This window comes from Actinomycetospora aeridis (assembly GCF_037400275.1).
Lineage (GTDB): Bacteria > Actinomycetota > Actinomycetes > Mycobacteriales > Pseudonocardiaceae > Actinomycetospora > Actinomycetospora aeridis.
Genome location: NZ_JBBEGL010000001.1, coordinates 28213 through 47418 on the forward strand (window position 1 = coordinate 28213; position 19206 = coordinate 47418).

The following is a 19206-nucleotide window of genomic DNA, read 5'->3' on the forward strand; positions in this document are numbered from 1 at the left end:
CTCGGCCCGTGCATGTCGAGGACCGCGCGCTGCCCTTCACCCCGCCGCTGTGCCCCGACAACCTCTTCGGCCACCTCGTCGCCACGGCCGTGCCCGGCGTGGAGGAGTGGCACGACGGCGCCTACCGGCGCACGCTCGCGCTCCCCGGCGGTCCCGGCGTGGTGTCGTTGCGTCCCGGCGCCGGGCAGGTCGACGCGACGCTGACCCTCACCGACCCCGCCGACGCCGGCGAGGCGACGCGTCTGGCCCGCCGGATCCTCGACCTCGACGCCGACCCGGACGCCGTCGACGCGACCCTCCGCGCCGACGCGGTGCTGCGCCCGCTCGTGGACGGGGCCCCGGGCCGGCGGGTGCCCGGCGCGCCCGACGCCGACGAGTTCGCCGTCCGCGCCGTCCTCGGCCAGCAGGTGTCGACGGCCGCCGCCCGCACCCACGCCGGGCGCCTGGTGCGCGGGCACGGGTCGCCGCTGCCGGAGGGGTTCGCCGGCCCCGGCAGCACGCTCTCCCACCTCTTCCCGTCGGCCCCCGCGCTGACGGCCGTCGACCCCGACGAGCTCGGCATGCCCCGCACCCGCAAGCGCACGCTCCTCACGCTCGTGCGGGCGCTGGCCGACGGCGAGGTGGTGCTCGACCCCGCCGACGTCACCGCGTCGAAGGCCGCGCTCGCGGCGCTGCCCGGCATCGGGCCGTGGACCGTCGACACGGTCGCCATGCGCGCGCTCGGCGACACCGACGCGTTCCTGTACTCCGATCTCGGCGTCCGCGCCGCCGCCGAACGCCTCGACCTCCCGGCCCGGGACCGCGACCTCGTCGCCCGTGCCGAGGCGTGGCGGCCCTACCGCGCGTACGCCACCCAGTACCTCTGGGCGGCGCTGGACCACGCCGTGAACGTCATGCCAGGGTGATCCGTCGTGGACACCGACGACGCGCTGTGGGGCGCGCTCGACCGGGTGTCCGAGACGCCGACGCTGCTCGTCGCGTGCGCGTTCGACGGGGCGCTCGCGCCCGACGAGGGCGACCCCGCGGAGGCGCGCGCGGAGCAGGTGTCGTCGGAGGCGCTCAACGTCCTCGTCGCCCTGGCGGACACCACGGTCGCGGTCGTCTCCGACCGGCCGGGGGACGAGGTCGCCGAGCTGATGTTCCTGTCCGGTGCCAAGGGTGGCCTGCGGGTGGTCGCGCCGGAGGGGGTGGCCGCCCTGCGGGACGAGGTCGGGGCCACGGCCCTCGTGGCCGTCGGCGTCGCGGTGCCGGCGTCGGGGCGCGACGTCGTCGTCGGTGTCGGCGAGGAGCTCGCGCCCGGCGCGCCCTACGAGGTGGAGGACGTCGACGACGTCGCCGACCTGCTCGAGGAGCTCGCCGGCCTGCGCCGCCGGATCTAGCCCGCCCGCTCGCGCAGCGCCTTCTTGTCCACCTTCCCGGCGTCGGTCAGCGGCATCTCCTCGACCACCGTGACGCCCTGCGGCGCGGACATCGCCCCGTGGTGCGCCGTGACGTGCTCGGCGAGCTCGGTGACGTCCACCGGCGCGTCGGCCACGACGGCCGCGTGCACGCTCTCGGAGCCGTCCGCGTCGGGCGCGCCGAACACCGCGGCCTCCCGGACCGCGGGGTGCTCGACCAGCACGTTCTCGACCTCGGCGGTGTGCACGTGCCCGCCGACCACCACGACGACGTCGCCGAGGCGGTCCACGACGTGCAGGTAGCCGCGGTCGTCGAGGAAGCCGACGTCGCCGGTGCGCACCCAACCGTCCTCGGTGATCGTGCGGGCGGTGAGCTCCGGCTGCTTCCAGTAGCGGTCCATGGCCATCCCGGTCCGCGCCCACAGCTCGCCGGGACGCCCGTCGCGCAGCCGCGCGCCGTCCTCGTCGCACACGGCCAGCTCGGTGGTCGGCAGCACGCGACCGACCGTCAGCAACAGCTCCGGGTCGTCGTGGTCCTCGTGGGTGAGGATGCTGATGCCGCCCGCCTCGGTCTGGCCGTAGAACTGCACGAACACCCGCCCGATCCGGCGCACCGCCTCGGCGATGCGGGAGGGCACCGCGGGCGCGCCGCCGTAGACGACGGTGCGCAGGCTGCTCAGGTCGCGGCGCTCGAGGTCCTCGTGGTCGAGCAGCCGGTGCAGCAGCGGCGGTAGCAACCACATGTCGGTGACCCGCTCGCGCTCGATCGCGGCGAGGACCTGGGCGGGGTCGAAGCCGTCGAGCAGGACCACGCGGCCGCCGCCGGCGAGGGTGCGGTCGGCGATGCCGCCCGCGGCGTGGGCGATCGTCGTGCACACCAGCTGGGTGCCGGCGGTCCGGTCGCCGTCGAGGAGGCCCCCGAACGCCTCCAGCATCCGCAGGTGGTGGCCGAAGGTGTAGGTGATGCCCTTGGGGTGGCCGGTGGTGCCGCCGGTGTGGCGGATCTGCTCCACGTCCTCCGGACGCGCGCCGCACGTCACGGGGCCCGCGTCGACGCCGGCGACGAGCGCGTCGTCGACCACGACGCGCGGCACCGGCCGGGCGTGGGCGAGGACGGCGTCGGCCTCCTCGACGTGGCCGGGGGCGACGAGCACGAGCGCGGCCTCGACGTCGTCGACGATCCGCCCGCGGGCACTGTCGGCCAGGCCCGCGTAGGGCTGCGTGACCCCGGCCCCCAGGAGGTTCGCGGCGTACCGGGCGACGATCACCTCGGGCTCGTTGCCGCCGACGATGACGGCGAGGTCGCCGGGGCGCAGGCCGTGCGCGTGCAGGACGCGGGCGGTGCGGTGGATCGCGTCGACCAGGTCGCCGAAGGTGAGGCGCCGGGCGCGGTGCACCACGGCCACGTCGTCGCGGTGCTGCGAGAAGGCGTGCAGGTGGGTCTCGACGTCCGCGCGCGGCGCCATGCCGGCCTCCTCGATCGACGGTGATCGTTTGCTTACGCAACGACTACCCCGTGATCGAGGGCCGGCTCCCCGATGTGAGCCGCGAGTCAGAACAGCGCCTGGTCCCGGGACTCGAGATCGAGCAGGGTGCGCTTGCGGTCGAGCCCGCCGGCGTAGCCGGTGAGGCTGCCGTCGGCGCCCACGACGCGGTGGCACGGCACGACGATGGCGACCGGGTTGCGGGCCATCGCCCCGCCCACCCGCCGGGCCTCGCCGCTCGCGAGCCCCGTCGCGGCGGCCAGCTCGCCGTAGCTGACGGTCTCGCCGTAGCCGACCGACCGCAGCTGCTCGAGCACGCGGCGGTCCCAGGCGGGGTGGGTGGACAGGTCGACGGGCACGGTGAAGTCACGCAGCGTGCCGTCGAGGTAGTCGTCGATCTCGCGGCGGGCGAGGTCGAGGACGGTCTCGGCGGCCGCGCCCCGCGGGGCGTCACCGTCGACGGGGGAGAAGCCGAGCAGGGTCAGACCGTGCTCGGACGCCTCGAGGTGCAGGGGACCGATCCGGGTCTCGTGGACGACGCTCATACCTGACAGAACACCGTCCCGTGCCCGCGCGTGGCGGTCAGCCGCCGGCGAAGGGCGGGAGGACGTCGACCACGGCGCCGTCGGCGAGGACCGTCGCGCGGTCGTGCACCGCGGTCTCGTCGAGCAGGAAGCTGGCGGCGGCGAGCACGCGGGCGAGGGCGTCGCCGTGGTCGGCGGCGAGGGCCGTGATGAGGTCGGCCACGGTCGCGCGGCTCGGGATCTCCACGGCCTCGCGACGCGTCCCGGCCGCGGCCTTGGCGCCGGCGAAGTAGCGCACCGTCACCGTGACGGTCGCGGTGCGGACGTCGGTCGTCGTACCCATCATCCTCCGATCGCGCTCATCGGGCGGTCCGGCTGCAGGAAGCCGGGGTCGTCGATGCCGTGGCCCGGCTTCTTGCCCCACATCGCCACGCGCCAGGCGTCGGCGATCTCGTCATCGGTGCCGCCGCCGCGCAGCAGGCGACGCAGGTCGTTCTCGGTGGTGGAGAACAGGCAGTTGCGCACCTGGCCGTCCGCGGTGAGCCGCGTCCGGTCGCAGTTGCCGCAGAACGGGCGGGTCACCGAGGCGATGACGCCGACCTTCGCGGGGCCGCCGTCGTGGCCGGTCCACCCGTCGACGAGGAACCGCTCCGCCGGCGCGCCGCCGCGCTCGGCGGTGTCCTCGCGCAGCGTGAAGCGGGTGCGCAGCGACGCCAGGATCTGCTCGGCGGTGATCATGCGGTCGCGCTGCCAGGAGTGTCCGGCGTCGAGCGGCATCTGCTCGATGATGCGCAGCTCGTAGCGCTCCTCGAGGGCCCAGGCGAGGAGGTCGGGCGCCTCGTCGTCGTTGAGTCCCGGCATGAGCACCGTGTTGACCTTGATCGGGTCGAGCCCGTGCTCGCGGGCGGCCCGCAGGCCGGCGAGGACGTCGTCGAGCCGGTCGCGCCGGGTGATCTCGGCGAAGCGCTCGCGGCGCAGGGTGTCGAGCGAGACGTTGACGCGGTCCAGCCCGGCCGCGGCCAACGCGGCCGCGCGGCGCGTCAGCCCCAGCGCGTTGGTGGTCACCGACATCTCGGGCCGGGGCGCCAGCGCGGCGGTGGCCGCCACGATGTCCTCGAGGCCCTTGCGCAGCAACGGCTCGCCGCCGGTGAAGCGGATCTCCTGCACGCCCAGCCGCTCGACGGCGATGCGCACCAGCCGCACGATCTCGTCGTCGGTGAGGGCCTGCTCGGTCGGCATCCACTCCAGGCCCTCGGCGGGCATGCAGTAGGTGCAGCGCAGGTTGCAGCGGTCGGTCAGCGACACCCGCAGGTCGGTGGCGACACGTCCCCAGGAGTCGACCAGTCGCGCGTCGGAGGGACGTCCGCTGGTGTCCGTGGTGGCGGTGGCGGCCCCAGGGACGGCCGGCACACCGAGGTCGAGAGCGGTCATCACGCTCCACCCTAACCGCGTCGCGAGGGTGCGGTGAGCAGTGTCTCCGCAGGTCGGAAGCGCTACTCCGCAGATGCGGAGATCGCCGCGCGGGGATGATCGCAGCTGCGGGGGGCGGTGCCGGAAACAGTCCGATCGGAGGGGTCGCGGAGATCGGGCTCAGCGGGGGAGCAGCCCGCGGACCGCGGCGCGGGCGAGGCCGTCGCCGGTCGCGGCCTCGTCGGTGTCGCCGAAGGCGGCGAGGAACGCCGTCATCTGGCACGCCCCGAGCAGGAGCAGCGCCGACGCCCGCGGGTCGATCTCGACGTCGACGCGGCCCAGGCGGGCCTCGGCGGCGAGGAAGGCGGCCAGGCCGTCGACGGCGACGTGGGGTCCGGTCCCGAGCCGCGCGAGCGCGGCGCGGTGGGCCGCGAGGATCGCGGGTTCCGAGAACAGCGAGGCGCCCATCGGGAAGGTCTCGCGGTAGAACGCGACCGCCTCCGTCGCCACCTCGGCGAGGAGTTCCTCCACCCCCGCCGTGCCGACGCGGGCCGGCAGGCCGTCGAGGACGTCGGCGAGCCGCGAGGGCACCCGCTCGACGAGGACGGCGACGAACAGCGCCGTCTTGTCGTCGAAGTGCTTGTACAGCGCGGCCTCGGAGAAGCCGGCCTCGCGGGCGATCTCCTTCGTCGTGGCGCGCGCGACCCCGCGGTCGCGCATGACGGTGAGGGCGGCGTCGAGCATGCGGTCCCGCGTGGACCGGCTTGACGCGCTGCGGGGCACGCCGTCATCCTAGGTTGGTGAGTACTTACTCACCAAGGAGGGGTCGTGCGGATCGTGGTGCTGGGGGCGTCCGGCCGGACCGGGCGCGAGGTCGTGACGCAGGCGGTCGCGGAGGGGCACGAGGTCGTCGCCGTGGCGCGCGCGGGCTCGGACGTCCCGGTGGGGGCGACGGTGGTGCGCGCCAGGTTCGACGACGCGGCCGCCCTCGACGAGGCGGTGCGGGGCGCCGACGCGGTGATCTCCGCCCTGGGCGGGCGGGGCCGCGGTCCGACGACGGTGTGCACCGACGGGGTGTCCGCGGTCCTCGCGGCCATGGAGCGGACGCACGTGCGCCGGCTCGTCGTGGTCAGCGCCTCCGGGCTGCCCGGGGACGGCGACGACCGCGCGGTGCGCTGGCTGGTGAAGCCGATCCTGCAGCGGGTGTTCCGCCATCCCTACGCGGACATGGCCCGCATGGAGGAGATCGTGCGCGCGAGCGACCGCGACTGGACGATCGTGCGCCCGCCCCAGCTCACCGACGGTCCGCGCACCGGGCGCTACCGCCGCGCCCTCGACCGCCACCTGCCGCGCGGGCACCGCGTGGCCCGCGCCGACCTCGCCGCCGAGCTGCTGCGTCTGGCGCGCGAGGGGGACGCCGTCGGCCACCTCGTCGCCGTCGCCGACTGAGCGCTCCCTCGGACGGGTGACACGCCGGGCCCGAGCGTCCCTGGGAGGGGCGCCGACCCGCACTACGGTCGGACACCATGTCCACCGGTCGGCGCCGCCTGGGCTGGCTGCTGCCGACGGTGCTGGTGGTCGTCCTGCTCGCCGGCGCCGCGGGCACGGTCGTCCTGCTCCGCGCGCCGCAGCTCCTGCGCGGCCCGTCGGCGACCGTGGTCCCCGCCGTGCGGGCCGACGTCGTCGCCGAGCTCCGGGCGCCCGGGGTCGTCGCGAGCGCCGCCGAGGCCGAGGTGTCGTTCGGGGTCAGCGGCACGGTCGCGACCGTCGAGGTCGCCCCGGGGGCCGTCGTCGCGGCCGGCGAGGTACTCGCGACGCTCGAGGACGGCGCCGTCCGGGCGCGGATCACCGCCGCGCAGACCGCGCTCACCGCCGACACCCGCGACATCACCGCCGCACGCGGCGCCGTCCCCGTCGACCTCGTCGCCGTCGGGCGGTTCGAGGCCGCCGCCGCGCGCGACCGCGCCGAGCTCGCCGAGGCGAACCGCCAGCTCGAGGGCACCGTGCTGCGGGCGCCGCGCGCCGGCACCGTGACCGCCGTGGCCGGGGCGCCCGGTGAGCGCGTCGTCGCCGGCGTCCCCACCCCCGACGACGCCCCGAGCCGGCGCCCGTTCGTCCGTCTCGCCGACCTCGGCGCGCTCGTCGTGCGCGCGGCCGTGCCGCCGCGGGACGTGCCGCGGGTGACGCCCGGCCTCGCGGCGACCGCGAGCGTCGACGGCGTCGCGCCCACGGTGCGGGGCGAGGTCGTCGGTGTCGAACCGGCGCCCGGGCCGGACGGCGCCTACGCCGTCACCGTGGCCGCGCCCGTGCCGCCGCGGGACCTGCGGGTGGGCCAGGGCGCCGAGGTGCGCGTCGTCGTCGAGCGCGCCGTCGGGGTGATCGTCGTGCCGCCGGCCGCCGTGCGGGCCACCGGCCCCGGCCGCGGCACGGTGGTCGTGCGCCCGCCGGAGCCCCGCCGTCCCGACCGTGTCGTCGAGGTGGTCACCGGGCTCGCCGACGCCGTGTCCGTCGAGATCCGCGCGGGGCTGCGCGAGGGCGACCGCGTCCTCGTGCCGCGCGACACCGGCCCGGGGCCCCGGTCGTGACGTACGCCGACGACGACCCCGACGACAGGGACCCTGACAGGGACCCTGACAGGGACCGTGACTGGGAACGGGACGACGACTGGGAGGACGAGTACTACCGGGCCCGCGAGTATGCGACCGACCCCGGTGAGCGGCCGCCGGAGCCGCCAGCGCCACCGCGCGGACGTCCCCGGCCGCGGCGCTGGGTGACCGCGCTCGCGCTGCTGACGGTGTTCGTGCTCGGCGTGGTCGGCGGCGTGCTCGCCGACCGCTACCTCGCCGTCGGGTGCCGCGGCTGCCCGCCGCCCGCGGGCGTCGGCGTTCCCCTGGTCGGCATGCTCGAGAGCACGTCCGACGGGCTGATCGCCGTGCGGACCCCGGACGGCGCGCTCGTCGCCGTGCGGACCTCCCCGGCGACCCGCCTCCTCGAGCAGGGTCCCCGTGCCGGCGCGGTCGGCGCCCTGCCGCGGGGCACGCGCGTGAGCGTGCTCGGCGTGCCCGACGCCGACGGCGTCCTCACCGCCGACGCGGTGGGTGTGCCCGGCTGACGACCGTGATCCTCCCCGGTGCTCCATCGACCACGTGAGGTGTGGTCCACGGAGCACCGGGAGCGATCATGCGGATCAGAACGCCCGCTCGAGCCAGTCCAGCAGATCGGCGCCCCACCAGCTCGCCCGTGCCTCGCTGACCGGCGTCGCCGGGGGGAGCGCCGCGGGCGTCAGGTCGAGCCCGGGCGGCACCACCAGCCCGGGCGGCGGCACGACCGGCGTGGTGGTGGACGGGGTGGTGGTGGTCGTCGACGGGGTGGTCGTGGTCGTCGTGGTGCTCGTCCCGTCGGCGGGGCCCGAGGAACCGCCGGGCAGGGCCGGCAGCGAGGGGAGCGAGGGCAGCGAGGGGAGCGACGGCAAGGACGGCAAGGACGGGAGCGAGGGCTGCGACGGCTCCGACTCGTCGGTCGTGGTGGTCGTGGTGGTCGTGGTGGTCGTGCTCGTCGGCTCCGGGGTGGTCGTCGTCGTGGGTTCCGCGGTGGTGGTCGTGGTCGTCGGTTCCGGCGACGAGGTGGTCGTCGTGGTGGTCGACGGGGTGGTCGTGGTGCTCGACGGTGTGGTCGTCGTGCTCGTCGGGCGGGGCGTCACGGTCCGGGTCTCGGTCCGCGTCGCGGTCTCGGTGACCGTCGACGGGGCGACGGCGGTGGTCGTCAGCCAGATCCCGCGCAGGACGGGGCCGGCGCCGCCGTCGGCGCGGCGCAGCACGACGCGCACCGAGAGCTCGGTGCTGGGGCCGCCGAGGCGGACGGTGCCCTCCCGCGGCACGGCCACCCAGGACCCCCAGGATCCGTCGCTGCGCAGCCCGCGGGCCTCGAGCACCAGGGAGCTGCCGGCCGGCACGTCGGCGGTCGCCGTCCCCGCGACCCGGTCGACGACGCCGCTGGTGCGGCGCGGGGCGAGCACCAGCTCCCCGTCGCGCACTCCGGAGTCGTCGAGCCGGATGGCGCCGCCGTCGAGGACGACCGCGCGGTCGTCGCCGCCGTCGATGGCGAGCTCGGGCGCCCAGCTCTCGGTGCCCACGGGCGGGTCGGTGCTGGCGCCGGCGGGCACGGCGAGGGCGAGCGCCAGCCCGACGGCGCCGGCGGCGACGGCGAGCGCGCCCTGCCGGAGGGGCTGGCGCAGGGGGTCAGCAGGACGGGACATCGCGCGCCTCCACCTGGTCGGCCGGGACGAACTGGGCGGGCCCGAGGCGGAACCACCGGGTGCCGACCCCGGTGCGGCCGCCGGCGGCGTCCACCGCGCACTCGTAGGTCATGCGGGCCTGGGGGGCGACGACGCCGACGACGGCGGCGTCGGCCGCGGGGGCGGCGCGGACCTCGACCCGCGCGTCGCGGTCGACGGCGGTGCCCGAGGGGCCGGTGCCGGTCCAGAGGTAGGTGACGCTCACCCAGGCGTTGTCGGTGAGGCCCAGGTCCTCGCGGAAGGTGCCGTCGGCGAGGTCGATGCCGGCCGGGTTCGCGACCCGGCGGCCCTGCCCGTCCCGGCCGTCGCGGTAGTCGTCGGTGAACGCGGCCTCAGCCTGCGGGCGGCCGCGGGGCAGGTCGCGGAACTCCTGGCGCTCGGCGCTCGGGCTCCAGTAGTCGTCGCGGGTGTTCCACGGGCCGAGGTCCCAGATCGGCACCCACGTGCACCGGGTCGCCGACGCGCACACCCGGGCGGTGTAGTCGCCCTCGCCGCGCGGGCTCAGGGCACGCCGCGAGGGCAGGGCGGCGAAGCGGTCGTTGCGCTCGACCTCGTGGCCGTTGGCGGTGTCGTTGCCGACGAGGCCGATACGGGTGGCGAAGACGCGGGAGGTCAGCGGCACGGTCGTGGGGGGAGCGGCGGCCGCGAACCGCCGGGGCCCCTGGTCCGCGGTCAGCCACACGCGGCGCAGCGCCGGTCCGGAGCCGTCGGGCGCGGCGACGAGCGTGACGCGGACCTGGATCTCGAACGTCGGCGCCTCGAGACGGGCCGGGCTGCCGGGCGCGGCCTCGCGCCACTCGCTCCACGTGCCGTCGTCGCGGATGCCGCGCACGGAGACGACGACCTGGGCGCCCTCCGGGACGTTCGCGGTGACCTCGGCCGCGACCTGGTCGGTGACGGCGGCGGGTCGTCGGGGCGCGAGCATGAGCTGGCCCTCGGCGGGGGCCGGACCGGTGCTCGTGTCCCGGGGTGCGAGGTCGCGCAGGCGGACGGCGTCCTCGGCGGCGAGGACGTTGGTGTCGTCGCCGCCCGCGATCGCGAGCTCGGCGGCCCAGGACTCGCTCGCGGGAACGGCGTCGGCGACCGGAGCGGCGAGGATCGACGCCACGACGGCACCGACCGCGAGGGCGGTACCGAGCGCTCCCCGTCGTGCGAGCCTCGGTCTCGTCCGGCCGCCCGCCATCAGCGCTCCTCGCGTCGGTCCCCGTGTGGTCGAGGACGTCCGCGCCCCATGCAAGGTCGTGGACTCTCCGTCGACAAGCGAAAGCAGGGAGACGCATGTGGGTGATAGCCGCTCGGGGGACTTACATGACTGTCATTTCGTTGATCTCCATCCCGCGCGTCGCCACGCCGGGGTTCACCCCGATGAGGTACCTCTGACGGGTGACCATGGACGGGGGGTCGGCCGAGACGTGCGTCGTCCACGACGAGCGCCCGCAGGCCCGGCGTCGCCTACGCATGCTCGTCGAGACCGTGGCCGGCCCGGAAGCGGTGGCGGTGGCGCGCGACGCGGACGACCTGCTCGCGTGCCTGGCGGAGTCCCCGCGGGCCATCGCGGTGCTCGGCCTCGCCGAGACCGAGCCGACCGGGCTCGAGGTCGTGCGGCGCGTGCTGTCCGAGACACCGGGCACGGCCGTGCTCGTCGCCGGCTCCGGTGACGCCCACGCGCCGGCCCAGCAGGCCCTCGCCGAGGGCGCGACGGGCTTCCTGCGCTGGGACGCACCGCGCTCGATGATCCGCACGCTGGTCCGCAGCCTCGCGACCTCGGCGGCGGGGGAGGACCTCGTGCCCCGGCCGGCGGTGCCCGCGGCGCGCGGATCGGTGGAGACGGCGGTAGCCGCCCGGGAGGACGGCCTGCACGACGTCGTCGTCGACCTCGACGCCCAGCGCCGCCTCGAGCTCTCGGTGCGCGAGGTGCAGGTGCTCATCGGCGTGAGCCGCGGTCTGACCAACGCCGACATCGGCCGGCGGCTCTACCTCTCCGACCACACGGTGAAGTCGCACACCGGGCACCTGTTCCGCAAGCTCGGCGCGAGCGACCGCGCCCAGGCGGTGAGCCACGCCTGGCGCCTGGGCCTCTTCGTGCCGGCCCCGACCCGCCGGGCCGGCGCCTGATGCCATGTGAGCGAACTTTGGGCCTATAGGCCCAAAGTTCGCTCACATAGGCCGTTCAGCTGCGCGCCTTGATCTCCTGGCGCGCCACCGACCGCAGGTGCACCTCGTCCGGGCCGTCGGCCAGGCGCAGCGCGCGGGCCCAGGAGTAGGCGTAGGCGAGCGGGAAGTCGTCGGACACCCCGCCGCCGCCGTGGATCTGGATCGCGCGGTCGATGACCTCGCACGCCATCCGCGGGCAGATCACCTTGATCGCGGCGATCTCGGTGGCGGCACCCCGCGAGCCGACGTTGTCGATCAGCCACGCCGTCTTGAGCACGAGCAGGCGCGCCTGCTCGATGGCGATGCGGCTCTCGGCGATCTGCTCCCGCACGACGCCCTGCTCGCTGAGCGTGCGGCCGAAGGCGACGCGCTCGTTCGCCCGGCGCACCATCGCGTCGACGGCGCGCTCGGCCATGCCGATGAGGCGCATGCAGTGGTGGATGCGGCCGGGGCCGAGGCGCGCCTGGGCGATCGCGAAGCCGCCGCCCTCCTCGCCGAGGAGGTTCGACACCGGCACCCGGACCTCGTTGAGCTCCAGCTCGCAGTGCCCGTGCTGGTCCTGGTAGCCGAAGACCGGCAGCGGGCGGGTGATCGTCAGGCCCGGGGTGTCGCGGGGCACGAGCACCATCGACTGCTGGGCGTGCGTCGGGGCGTCCGGGTCGGTCTTGCCCATGACGATGAAGATCTGGCAGCGCGGGTCGGCCGCCCCGGAGATCCACCACTTCTTGCCGGTGATGACGTACTCGTCACCGTCGCGGCGGATCGAGGTGGTGATGTTGGTGGCGTCCGACGACGCGACGGCGGGCTCGGTCATCGCGAACGCCGACCGGATCTCGCCGGCGAGCAGCGGCTCGAGCCACTGCTGCTTCTGCTCGGTGGTGCCGAACAGGTGCAGGGTCTCCATGTTGCCGGTGTCGGGGGCCTGGCAGTTGATCGCCTCGGGGGCGATCACGGGCGACCAGCCCGACACCTCCGCGACGGGGGCGTACTCGAGGTTCGACAGCCCCGAGACGTCGGGCAGGAAGAGGTTCCACAGCCCGCGCTCGCGGGCCTCGCTCTTGAGCTCCTCGACCACCGGCGGCAGGTCGTGCTCGGCCGGCGTTCCGCGCCGCTCCTCACGCCAGGCGTCGTAGACCTTCTCGGCGGGCAGCACCGCCTCGTCGAGGAAGGCGCGCATCCGGTCGGTGTAGTCCTGCGCCGCGGCACTGGGTGCGAAGTCCACCTCCGCACCTTCCCACCGCGCGCCCCGGCCCGCGAGGGAGGCGCCGCGGCCGTCTCGTGATCGATGCCGAGCCGGACATGCGGGCCGTCCGACGCTGTCCAGGCGCGTTCACGGCCCTACACTGCGAGTTGTGACGCACTTCCGGATCGCCGAGGCCGCGCGGCTGCTCGGCGTGAGCGACGACACGGTGCGGCGCTGGACCGACAGCGGCTCCCTGCCCGTCACCACCGACGCCAGCGGCCGCAAGGTGATCGCCGGCGCGGACCTCGCGTCGTACGCCCGGGCCCAGGCCCACGCCACCCCCGACCCCTCCGGGGTGGGCCGGTCGGCCCGCAACCGCTTCGTCGGCCTCGTCACCTCGATCGTCAGCGACAAGGTCATGTCCCAGGTCGAGATGCAGTGCGGGCCCCACCGCGTCGTCTCGCTCATGAGCACCGAGGCCGTCGAGGAGCTGGGGCTCGAGGTCGGGTCGCTGGCGGTCTCGGTCGTGAAGGCGTCGCACATCATCGTCGAGACCCCTGGAGGCATGGCGTGACCAGCGCCCGCAGACTCGTCCTCACGGCGCTGGCCGCCGCGCTCGCCCTCGGCACCGCCGCCTGCGGTGGATCGTCCGGTGGCGAACAACAGCCGCCGGCCGGGCGCACGCTCACCGTCTCGGCGGCCGCGTCGCTCACCGACGTCTACAACCAGCTCAAGCCGCAGTTCGAGCAGGCGAACCCCGGCACGACCGTGGTGTTCAACTTCGGCGGCTCGGACACGCTCGCCCAGCAGGTCGTGCAGGGCGCGCCCGCCGACGTCCTCGCCACCGCGAGCACGCGCACGATGCAGACCGCGCAGCAGGCGAACCGCATCCAGGGCCAGCCGGTGACCTACGCGTCCAACCAGCTCCAGATCGCGGTCCAGCCGGGCAACCCCAAGGGGGTCGTCGACCTGACGTCGCTGGTCGGCCCGCAGGTCACCGAGTCGATCTGCGCCCCCGCGGTACCGTGCGGCGCGGCCACCGAGGCCGCCGAGCGCGCCGCCGGGGTCACGCTCGACCCGGTCAGCGAGGAGCAGGACGTGCGCTCGGTGCTCCAGCGCGTCCAGACCCGCAACGTCGACGCGGGCCTCGTCTACGTCACCGACGTGAAGGCGTCGAACGGGCAGGTCCAGGGCATCGACTTCCCGCAGGCGACGGCCCAGGGCGCGGCGCAGAACTACCTCATCGGTGCGGTCACCGGCAGCCAGAACGCCGACCTCGCCACCAGCTGGATCCAGTTCGTCACCGGTCCCCAGGGCGACGCGGCCCTGCAGCAGGCCGGCTTCACGCTGAAGTGACACGGACCCGCCGGGGCGGCGCCGTCTCGCTCGCACTGCCCTGGCCGGTCTGGGTCCCGGCGGTCGTGGCCTTCGGTCTCATCGCGGTCCCGGTCGCCGGGCTGGTCGTCCGCACCGACTGGCCGAATTTCGCCGCGCTCATCAGCACGCCGGCCGCGGTCGACGCCCTCTGGCTCTCGCTCCAGACCGGCCTGACGGCCACCGTGCTGTGCCTGGTGCTCGGCACCCCGCTGGCGCTCGTGCTCGCGCGGTCGCACCTGCCGGGCCTGCCGGTGCTGCGCTCGATCGTGCTGCTGCCGCTGGTCCTGCCCCCGGTCGTCGGCGGCCTGACGCTGCTGTTCCTGCTCGGGCGCACGGGCCCGATCGGCAAGCTGCTCGACGCGTGGTTCGGGATCACGGTGCCGTTCTCCACCGAGGCCGTCGTCATCGCGCAGACGTTCGTCGCGATGCCCTTCCTCGTGGTCAGCCTCGAGGGGGCCCTGCGCACGGCGGGCGAGCGCTACGAGATCGTCGCGGCGACCCTCGGCGCGTCGCCGCTGACCGCGCTGCGCCGCGTGACGATCCCCGTGGTGCTGCCCGGCCTCGTCTCCGGCTCGGTGCTCGCGTTCGCGCGGGCGCTCGGGGAGTTCGGGGCGACGATCGCGTTCGCCGGCAACCTGCAGGGGACCACCCAGACCCTGCCGCTGCTGATCTACATCCAGTCGCAGAACGACCTCGACGGCGCGGTGGCGATGTCCCTCGTGCTCGTGATGGTCGCGGTCCTCGTCATCGTCGCGACCCGCACCCGCGACGCCTCGGGTGTGCGGTGAGACCGCCGCTCCGCCGGCGCCCGCGTGCGGTCGACCGGGATTCCGGCGAGGGGCGCCCCTCGCCCGGTAGTGCGAGCGAAGGTGCCCTTCGGTCGGATCCTGGCGGCGGCGGCGGCCTCGAGGCCCGGGTGACGACGCGGCGCGGCGGCTTCACGCTGGACGTCGACCTCGAGGTCGCGCCGGGCGAGGTCGTCGCGGTGCTCGGGCCGAACGGGTCGGGGAAGTCGACGCTGCTCGGGACGCTCGCCGGCCTCTACGCCCCCGAGGACGCTCGGGTCACGCTCGGCGCGCGGGTGCTCACCGACTCCGCCGCCGGCGTCTCGGTGCCCGCGCACCGCCGCCGGGTGGGGATGCTCAGCCAGCAGGCGCTGCTCTTCCCGCACCTCACCGCGCGGGACAACGTCGCGTTCGGCCCGCGCTGCGCGGGCCGGCGACGCCACGAGGCCCTCGCCGCGGCGCGTGAGCTGCTCGCCGACGTCGGGGTCGCCGAGCTCGAGGGCCGCCGGCCGGCCGAGCTCTCCGGCGGCCAGGCCCAGCGCGTGGCGATCGCCCGCGCGCTCGCCGTCGAGCCCGACCTCCTGCTGCTCGACGAACCCTTCGCCGCCCTCGACGTCGACGCCGCGCCCGCCGTGCGCTCGGTGCTGCGCCGCCTCGTGCGCCGCACCGGGCAGACCACGCTGCTCGTGACCCACGACGTCGTCGACGCCGTGGTGCTCGCCGATCGGCTGATCGTGCTGGCCGAGGGCCGGATCGTCGAGCAGGGCCCCACCGCCGAGGTCCTCGCCCGCCCGCGCTCGGCCTTCGCCGCCCGGATCGCGGGGCTCGACCTCGTCACGGGCACGGCGTCGGACGGCGGCCTGACCACCGAGGAGGGCACCCCGGTGTACGGCCGGCCCTCCGAGGAGGTCGCCCCGGGGGAGCCCGCGGTCGCGGTGTTCCCGCCCAGCGCGGTCGCCGTGCACCGCAAGCCACCCGAGGGCAGCCCCCGCAACGTCGTCCCGGTCCGCCTCGCGGCGCTGGAGCCCCAGGGCGAGGTGGTGCGCCTGCGCGCCGCGGCGTCGCCGGGCGGGCCGCCGTGGGTCGAGGGCCTCGCGGCCGACGTCACCCCGGCCGCCGTCGCCGAGCTCGGCGTCGAGCCGGGCGACGACCTCTGGTTCGCGGTCAAGGCGACCGAGGTGGCCGTGCACCCGCGCCGTCGTTAGGTGCGCGGAGCGCACAGGCTCCGGTCGGCCGTGAGCACCAGGCGGTCGGCGACCTCGTCGGCCGGGAGCCCGCGGCCGGTGTAGAGCGCGTCGAAGCTCTCGAAGCCCGCGATCACCCACAGGGTGTCGGCGGCGTCGGCCTCGGTGACGTCGTCGCGCAGCACGCCCTGCTCGGCGAGGCGGTGGGCGAGGTGGAGCATCCCGCCCCAGCGGTGGTCCTCGATGCGCCGGATCGCGCCGCCGACCGAGTCCGGGTCGAGCGCGGACATCGCGAACAGCACCGCGGCGACGTCACGCATCGCCGCGTAGATCAACGTGCCGGCGCGCAGCCCGCCGCGCAGGTGCTCGCGGGCGTCCGGGTGCGCGACGGCCTCGGTCAGGTGGGGGAGCCCGGAGCGCTGCCACAGGTCGTCGGCCAGCGCGTCGAACAGCCCGGCCCGTGACCCGAACACGAGATAGACCGTCGACCGCGAGACCCCGGCCCGCCGGGCCACGTCCTCGAGGCCGACCGTGGCGCCCGGCTTCTCCTTCAGGCGCTCCTCCAGCGCGGTGAGCACGTCCCGGCGCGTCTGTTCGGCGGACACGGCGCGCAACCGTTGCTCGTACTTCCGGGTGGCCACGAAGCCGAACCTAGCAGATTTCGCTTGACACTCTGTATTCAACTGCACAGTCTGTCTTCCATGAGACGAGCTGTGCAGTGGAAATGTGATGTCCTGATCGTCGGCGCCGGCGCCGCCGGCCTCGCCGCCGCCGTCACGCTCGGCCGGCACGGGGTCGACACGCTCGTGGTCGAGAAACGCCCGACTCCGTCCACGTGGCCACGGGCCACCGTGATCAGCACGCGGGTGATGGAGCACGTGCGCTCGTGGGGCCTCGAGGAGGTGGTCCGCGCCGAGGGGCCCGACGCCGACGTCTGGCTGTGGGAGTGCGCCTCGCTCGCCACCGCCGACGACGGCCGCGCCGTCGCGGTCGGCTACCCGACGCGCCAGCAGGCGGCCCTGGTCAGCCCCACGGCACCGGCCGTGGTCGCCCAGGACCGGTTCGAGGCGGTGCTGCGCCGCCATCTCGCCACGCTGCCGACGGTGCGCGTGGCGACCGGGATCGAGATCGACGCGGTGACCCCGGGGGCCGACGGCGTCGTCGCGACCACGCCCGACGGGCAGGCCCTGCACGCCCGCTACCTCGTCGGCGCCGACGGCGCGCACAGCGCGGTCCGCCGGGCGGTCGGCATCGGGGTCGAGGGCGACGAGGAGGGCGTGCTGTCCGGCACCCACGCGGTCGTGCACGCGCCGCTGACGCAGGTCCTCGGGCCGGTCCGCTTCGGCCTGTACTGGACCTCGGACTCGCCCGGGCTCTTCCTGCCCGCCGGGGGCGACCGGTGGATCTTCGCGCCCGGGCGGGACACCGACGACCCCGGCGGGGCCGCCGCCCTGCTGCGCCGCAGCGCGGGCGCGCCGCACCTCGACGTGCGGGTCGAGAGCGTCCGGCGGATCCGCGCCGCGGCCCACCTCGCGGACACCTTCCGGGCCGGCGACGTGTTCCTCGCCGGCGACGCGGCGCACCGCGTCACCCCGCGCGGCGGCACCGGGATGAACACCGCGCTGCAGAGCGGCGTCGACCTCGCGTGGAAGCTGGTGTGGGTGCTGCGCGGCTGGGCGGACGCGGAGCTGCTCGACACCTACGAGGACGAGCGTCGCCCGGTCGCCGAGCACGTCGTCGCCCGCTCGACCGACCCCGACGGCAGCCGCCGGGACGTCGCCGCCGAGCTCGCCGTCGACCTCGGCGCCCGCCTGCCGCACCTGGTGCTCCCGGACGGGCGCTCGACGCTGGACCTGCTCGGCGACGGGTGGACGGTGCTCGCCGGCCCGCGGGCCGGCACGGGTGCCCGGGCCCTCGCCGCCGGCCGGTCGGGCAGCGCCCCGGTCGCCGTCCACACCCTCGACGCCGGCACCGCCTGCGCCCTCGGGCTCGGCGCCGTCGGCGCCCTGCTCGCGCGGCCGGACGGCGTACCCGTCGCCCGCCACCGGGCCACGACGACGCGACCGCTCGCGGCCGCGTGACGGACCCGCCCGGCCGGGACGTGGGTCAGAGGTGCTGACCCACGTGAGTACTTTCCGGGCCTCCGGGCCCGGCAAGTACTCACATGGAGGTCCAGCACCTCAGAGGTCCGGCGGGCCGCCGAACAGTGGCTCGTCGACCGCGCGGATCTCCTGACCGGGCAGGCCCTCGGGGTGCTCGCTGCGCACCGACCCGAGCGCGGTGAGCGCGAGGTCGAGGTGGTGGCGCTTGGAGGCCTCGTAGAACTCCTGCGCGCCGGCCGCGAGCTTCGGCGAGCCGTGCAGCGGCTTGTCCGAGACGCACAGCAGGGTGGCGTGCGGCACGCGGTAGCGGAAACCGTTGGCCGCGATCGTCGCCGACTCCATGTCGACGGCGACGCTGCGGCTCAGGCGCATCGCGCGCAGCGTCGCCTGCTGGTTGAACTCCCAGTCACGGTTGTCGGTGGTGTGCACGATGCCGAGCCGGTAGGTCATGCCGGCCTGCTGCAGGGCGTCGAGCAGGAAGGAGTTCAGCCGGTGGTTGGGCACCACCGGCACGTCGAGCGGCAGGACCTCGTCGAGGACGTGGTCGGCGCGCTGGTAGCCCGTGGCGAGCACGAAGTCGCCCTTGTGCTGGTGGTTCCGCAGGCCGCCGCAGTGCCCGATCATGATCATCGTGTCGGGTCGGAGCACCGCCACGTGGTCGGTCGCGGTCTTGGCGTTGGCCGGCCCGACGCCGATGTTCACGAGGCTCACGCCGTCGCCGGCCGCGGTGACGTGGTGGTAGGCGGGCATCTGTGCCCCCGGGCGCTCCGGGCGCACGGCGTCCGGGAAGCGCTCGAGGAACGCCTCGACGTGCATCGCGTAGTTCGTGAACAGCACGTGGCGCTGGAACGCCGACGCCGGCGTGCCCGTGTAGTGGCCGATCCGGTCGATCGAGAGCGCCATCCGCTCGGGGGAGAAGAGGAAGAGCTTCTTCGACCGCGTGTCGACGCGGTCCTCGTCGAGGGCGACGAAGAACTCCGGGTCGTCGAACGGCGGCTGCGCCCGCGACGCCCGGGCCGTGATCCGCGCGCCCGCGGCGAGCAGCCCTGCCAGCTCCCGGCACAGGTAGCGGCGGATCGCGCCGGCGCGGGCGAACTCGCCGTCGAGGTGCGGGTTGTGCTCCGACCACGGGCGAACGACCTCGAGACGCCCGTACCAGCCCTCCTCGTCGGCGGCGACGAGGACGTCGACGAGCCGGTCGGTCACCTTCTCGAGGTCGTCACCGCGCAGGTCGGTGCCGTCCACCTCGACCACGTCACCCATGGTCGCGATCGTCCCAGCCCGGCCGGGCGACCGCGTTCCGGGCCGTCCG

At 75.5% G+C, this 19206-nt stretch carries 21 protein-coding genes; 11 read left to right on the top strand and 10 right to left on the bottom strand.

Features of this window, described 5'->3' with window-relative positions:
- Positions 1-8 precede the first annotated feature (8 nt).
- Both WCD41_RS00115 and WCD41_RS00120 read left to right on the top strand, forming a co-directional pair.
- Entirely contained in the window at positions 9-905 is an 897-nt protein-coding gene (locus WCD41_RS00115) for a DNA-3-methyladenine glycosylase family protein (RefSeq protein ID WP_337711337.1), read from the top strand.
- Positions 906-911: 6 nt separating this feature from the next.
- Complete coding sequence (locus tag WCD41_RS00120) at positions 912-1379, top strand: HAD family hydrolase (protein WP_337711338.1); 468 nt, start codon at positions 912-914, stop codon at positions 1377-1379.
- On the opposite strand, the gene WCD41_RS00125 is transcribed toward WCD41_RS00120, so the two are convergent.
- From WCD41_RS00125 to WCD41_RS00145, 5 genes are all read right to left on the bottom strand, one after another.
- The gene (locus WCD41_RS00125) at positions 1376-2863 is read right to left on the bottom strand and encodes an AMP-binding protein (RefSeq protein WP_337711339.1); all 1488 of its coding nucleotides are present in this window, start codon (positions 2861-2863) and stop codon (positions 1376-1378) included. The genes WCD41_RS00120 and WCD41_RS00125 overlap by 4 nt on opposite strands.
- Positions 2864-2949: 86 nt before the next feature.
- Positions 2950-3426, bottom strand: coding sequence for a methylated-DNA--[protein]-cysteine S-methyltransferase (locus WCD41_RS00130; protein WP_337711340.1), 477 nt, complete (start codon positions 3424-3426; stop codon positions 2950-2952).
- A gap of 37 nt (positions 3427-3463) precedes the next feature.
- A complete protein-coding gene (locus WCD41_RS00135; protein WP_373695070.1) occupies positions 3464-3748 on the bottom strand; it encodes a MoaD/ThiS family protein in 285 nt (94 codons plus the stop codon).
- Positions 3748-4836, bottom strand: coding sequence for a GTP 3',8-cyclase MoaA (gene moaA, locus WCD41_RS00140; RefSeq protein WP_337711342.1), 1089 nt, complete (start codon positions 4834-4836; stop codon positions 3748-3750). Before moaA ends, WCD41_RS00135 begins: the two co-directional genes overlap by 1 nt.
- A gap of 159 nt (positions 4837-4995) precedes the next feature.
- Positions 4996-5598: a TetR/AcrR family transcriptional regulator gene (locus tag WCD41_RS00145; protein WP_337711343.1), complete on the bottom strand. Its 603-nt coding sequence runs from the start codon at positions 5596-5598 to the stop codon at positions 4996-4998.
- Positions 5599-5643: 45 nt separating this feature from the next.
- Between WCD41_RS00145 and WCD41_RS00150 the strand changes: the two genes are divergently transcribed.
- From WCD41_RS00150 to WCD41_RS00160, 3 genes are all read left to right on the top strand, one after another.
- Entirely contained in the window at positions 5644-6264 is a 621-nt protein-coding gene (locus WCD41_RS00150; protein WP_337711344.1) for an NAD(P)-dependent oxidoreductase, read from the top strand.
- A 77-nt stretch (positions 6265-6341) separates the two neighbouring features.
- Entirely contained in the window at positions 6342-7400 is a 1059-nt protein-coding gene (locus WCD41_RS00155) for an efflux RND transporter periplasmic adaptor subunit (protein ID WP_337711345.1), read from the top strand.
- Between the two features lie 185 nt (positions 7401-7585).
- Entirely contained in the window at positions 7586-7927 is a 342-nt protein-coding gene (locus tag WCD41_RS00160; RefSeq protein ID WP_337711346.1) for a hypothetical protein, read from the top strand.
- 75 nt (positions 7928-8002) lie between these two features.
- On the opposite strand, the gene WCD41_RS00165 is transcribed toward WCD41_RS00160, so the two are convergent.
- Together WCD41_RS00165 and WCD41_RS00170 are read right to left on the bottom strand one after the other, a co-directional pair.
- Positions 8003-9070, bottom strand: coding sequence for a hypothetical protein (locus tag WCD41_RS00165; RefSeq protein WP_337711347.1), 1068 nt, complete (start codon positions 9068-9070; stop codon positions 8003-8005).
- Complete coding sequence (locus WCD41_RS00170; protein WP_337711348.1) at positions 9054-10217, bottom strand: DUF8814 domain-containing protein; 1164 nt, start codon at positions 10215-10217, stop codon at positions 9054-9056. Before WCD41_RS00170 ends, WCD41_RS00165 begins: the two co-directional genes overlap by 17 nt.
- A gap of 281 nt (positions 10218-10498) precedes the next feature.
- On the opposite strand from WCD41_RS00170, the gene WCD41_RS00175 reads away from it, so the two are divergent.
- Positions 10499-11224, top strand: coding sequence for a response regulator transcription factor (locus tag WCD41_RS00175; protein WP_337712306.1), 726 nt, complete (start codon positions 10499-10501; stop codon positions 11222-11224).
- A 55-nt stretch (positions 11225-11279) separates the two neighbouring features.
- Here the strand turns inward: WCD41_RS00175 and WCD41_RS00180 are convergent, their stop codons facing one another.
- Positions 11280-12485 (bottom strand): acyl-CoA dehydrogenase family protein, encoded by a 1206-nt coding sequence (locus tag WCD41_RS00180; RefSeq protein WP_337711349.1) that lies wholly within the window; start codon positions 12483-12485, stop codon positions 11280-11282.
- Between the two features lie 130 nt (positions 12486-12615).
- On the opposite strand from WCD41_RS00180, the gene WCD41_RS00185 reads away from it, so the two are divergent.
- The 4 genes from WCD41_RS00185 (at position 12616) to WCD41_RS00200 (ending at position 15813) form a co-directional block, all read left to right on the top strand.
- Complete coding sequence (locus WCD41_RS00185; RefSeq protein ID WP_337711350.1) at positions 12616-13020, top strand: TOBE domain-containing protein; 405 nt, start codon at positions 12616-12618, stop codon at positions 13018-13020.
- Positions 13017-13802, top strand: coding sequence for a molybdate ABC transporter substrate-binding protein (gene modA, locus WCD41_RS00190; protein ID WP_337711351.1), 786 nt, complete (start codon positions 13017-13019; stop codon positions 13800-13802). Before WCD41_RS00185 ends, modA begins: the two co-directional genes overlap by 4 nt.
- Complete coding sequence (locus WCD41_RS00195) at positions 13799-14611, top strand: ABC transporter permease (RefSeq protein ID WP_337711352.1); 813 nt, start codon at positions 13799-13801, stop codon at positions 14609-14611. The genes modA and WCD41_RS00195 overlap by 4 nt, the downstream gene beginning before the upstream one ends.
- A 128-nt stretch (positions 14612-14739) precedes the next feature.
- The gene (locus tag WCD41_RS00200; protein WP_337711353.1) at positions 14740-15813 is read left to right on the top strand and encodes a sulfate/molybdate ABC transporter ATP-binding protein; all 1074 of its coding nucleotides are present in this window, start codon (positions 14740-14742) and stop codon (positions 15811-15813) included.
- Here the strand turns inward: WCD41_RS00200 and WCD41_RS00205 are convergent.
- On the bottom strand, positions 15810-16433 hold the full coding sequence (locus WCD41_RS00205) for a TetR/AcrR family transcriptional regulator (RefSeq protein ID WP_337711354.1): 624 nt from the start codon (positions 16431-16433) through the stop codon (positions 15810-15812). The genes WCD41_RS00200 and WCD41_RS00205 overlap by 4 nt on opposite strands.
- Positions 16434-16493: 60 nt before the next feature.
- Between WCD41_RS00205 and WCD41_RS00210 the strand changes: the two genes are divergently transcribed.
- The gene (locus tag WCD41_RS00210; protein WP_337711355.1) at positions 16494-17873 is read left to right on the top strand and encodes an FAD-dependent monooxygenase; all 1380 of its coding nucleotides are present in this window, start codon (positions 16494-16496) and stop codon (positions 17871-17873) included.
- 99 nt (positions 17874-17972) lie between these two features.
- Here WCD41_RS00210 and WCD41_RS00215 read toward each other — a convergent pair whose 3' ends face one another.
- Entirely contained in the window at positions 17973-19157 is a 1185-nt protein-coding gene (locus tag WCD41_RS00215) for a phosphorylase family protein (protein ID WP_337711356.1), read from the bottom strand.
- Positions 19158-19206: the final 49 nt, after the last annotated feature.

What these genes read in the sequence shown, in the direction of transcription:
- WCD41_RS00155 (WP_337711345.1), top strand. Translation starts at nt 6,342, where the DNA reads ATGTCCACCGGTCGGCGCCGCCTGGGCTGGCTGCTGCCGACGGTGCTG.
- moaA (WP_337711342.1), bottom strand. Translation starts at nt 4,836, where the DNA reads ATGACCGCTCTCGACCTCGGTGTGCCGGCCGTCCCTGGGGCCGCCACC.
- WCD41_RS00165 (WP_337711347.1), bottom strand. Translation starts at nt 9,070, where the DNA reads ATGTCCCGTCCTGCTGACCCCCTGCGCCAGCCCCTCCGGCAGGGCGCG.
- WCD41_RS00210 (WP_337711355.1), top strand. Translation starts at nt 16,494, where the DNA reads ATGAGACGAGCTGTGCAGTGGAAATGTGATGTCCTGATCGTCGGCGCC.
- WCD41_RS00125 (WP_337711339.1), bottom strand. Translation starts at nt 2,863, where the DNA reads ATGGCGCCGCGCGCGGACGTCGAGACCCACCTGCACGCCTTCTCGCAG.
- WCD41_RS00130 (WP_337711340.1), bottom strand. Translation starts at nt 3,426, where the DNA reads ATGAGCGTCGTCCACGAGACCCGGATCGGTCCCCTGCACCTCGAGGCG.
- WCD41_RS00135 (WP_373695070.1), bottom strand. Translation starts at nt 3,748, where the DNA reads ATGGGTACGACGACCGACGTCCGCACCGCGACCGTCACGGTGACGGTG.
- WCD41_RS00215 (WP_337711356.1), bottom strand. Translation starts at nt 19,157, where the DNA reads ATGGGTGACGTGGTCGAGGTGGACGGCACCGACCTGCGCGGTGACGAC.
- WCD41_RS00175 (WP_337712306.1), top strand. Translation starts at nt 10,499, where the DNA reads ATGGACGGGGGGTCGGCCGAGACGTGCGTCGTCCACGACGAGCGCCCG.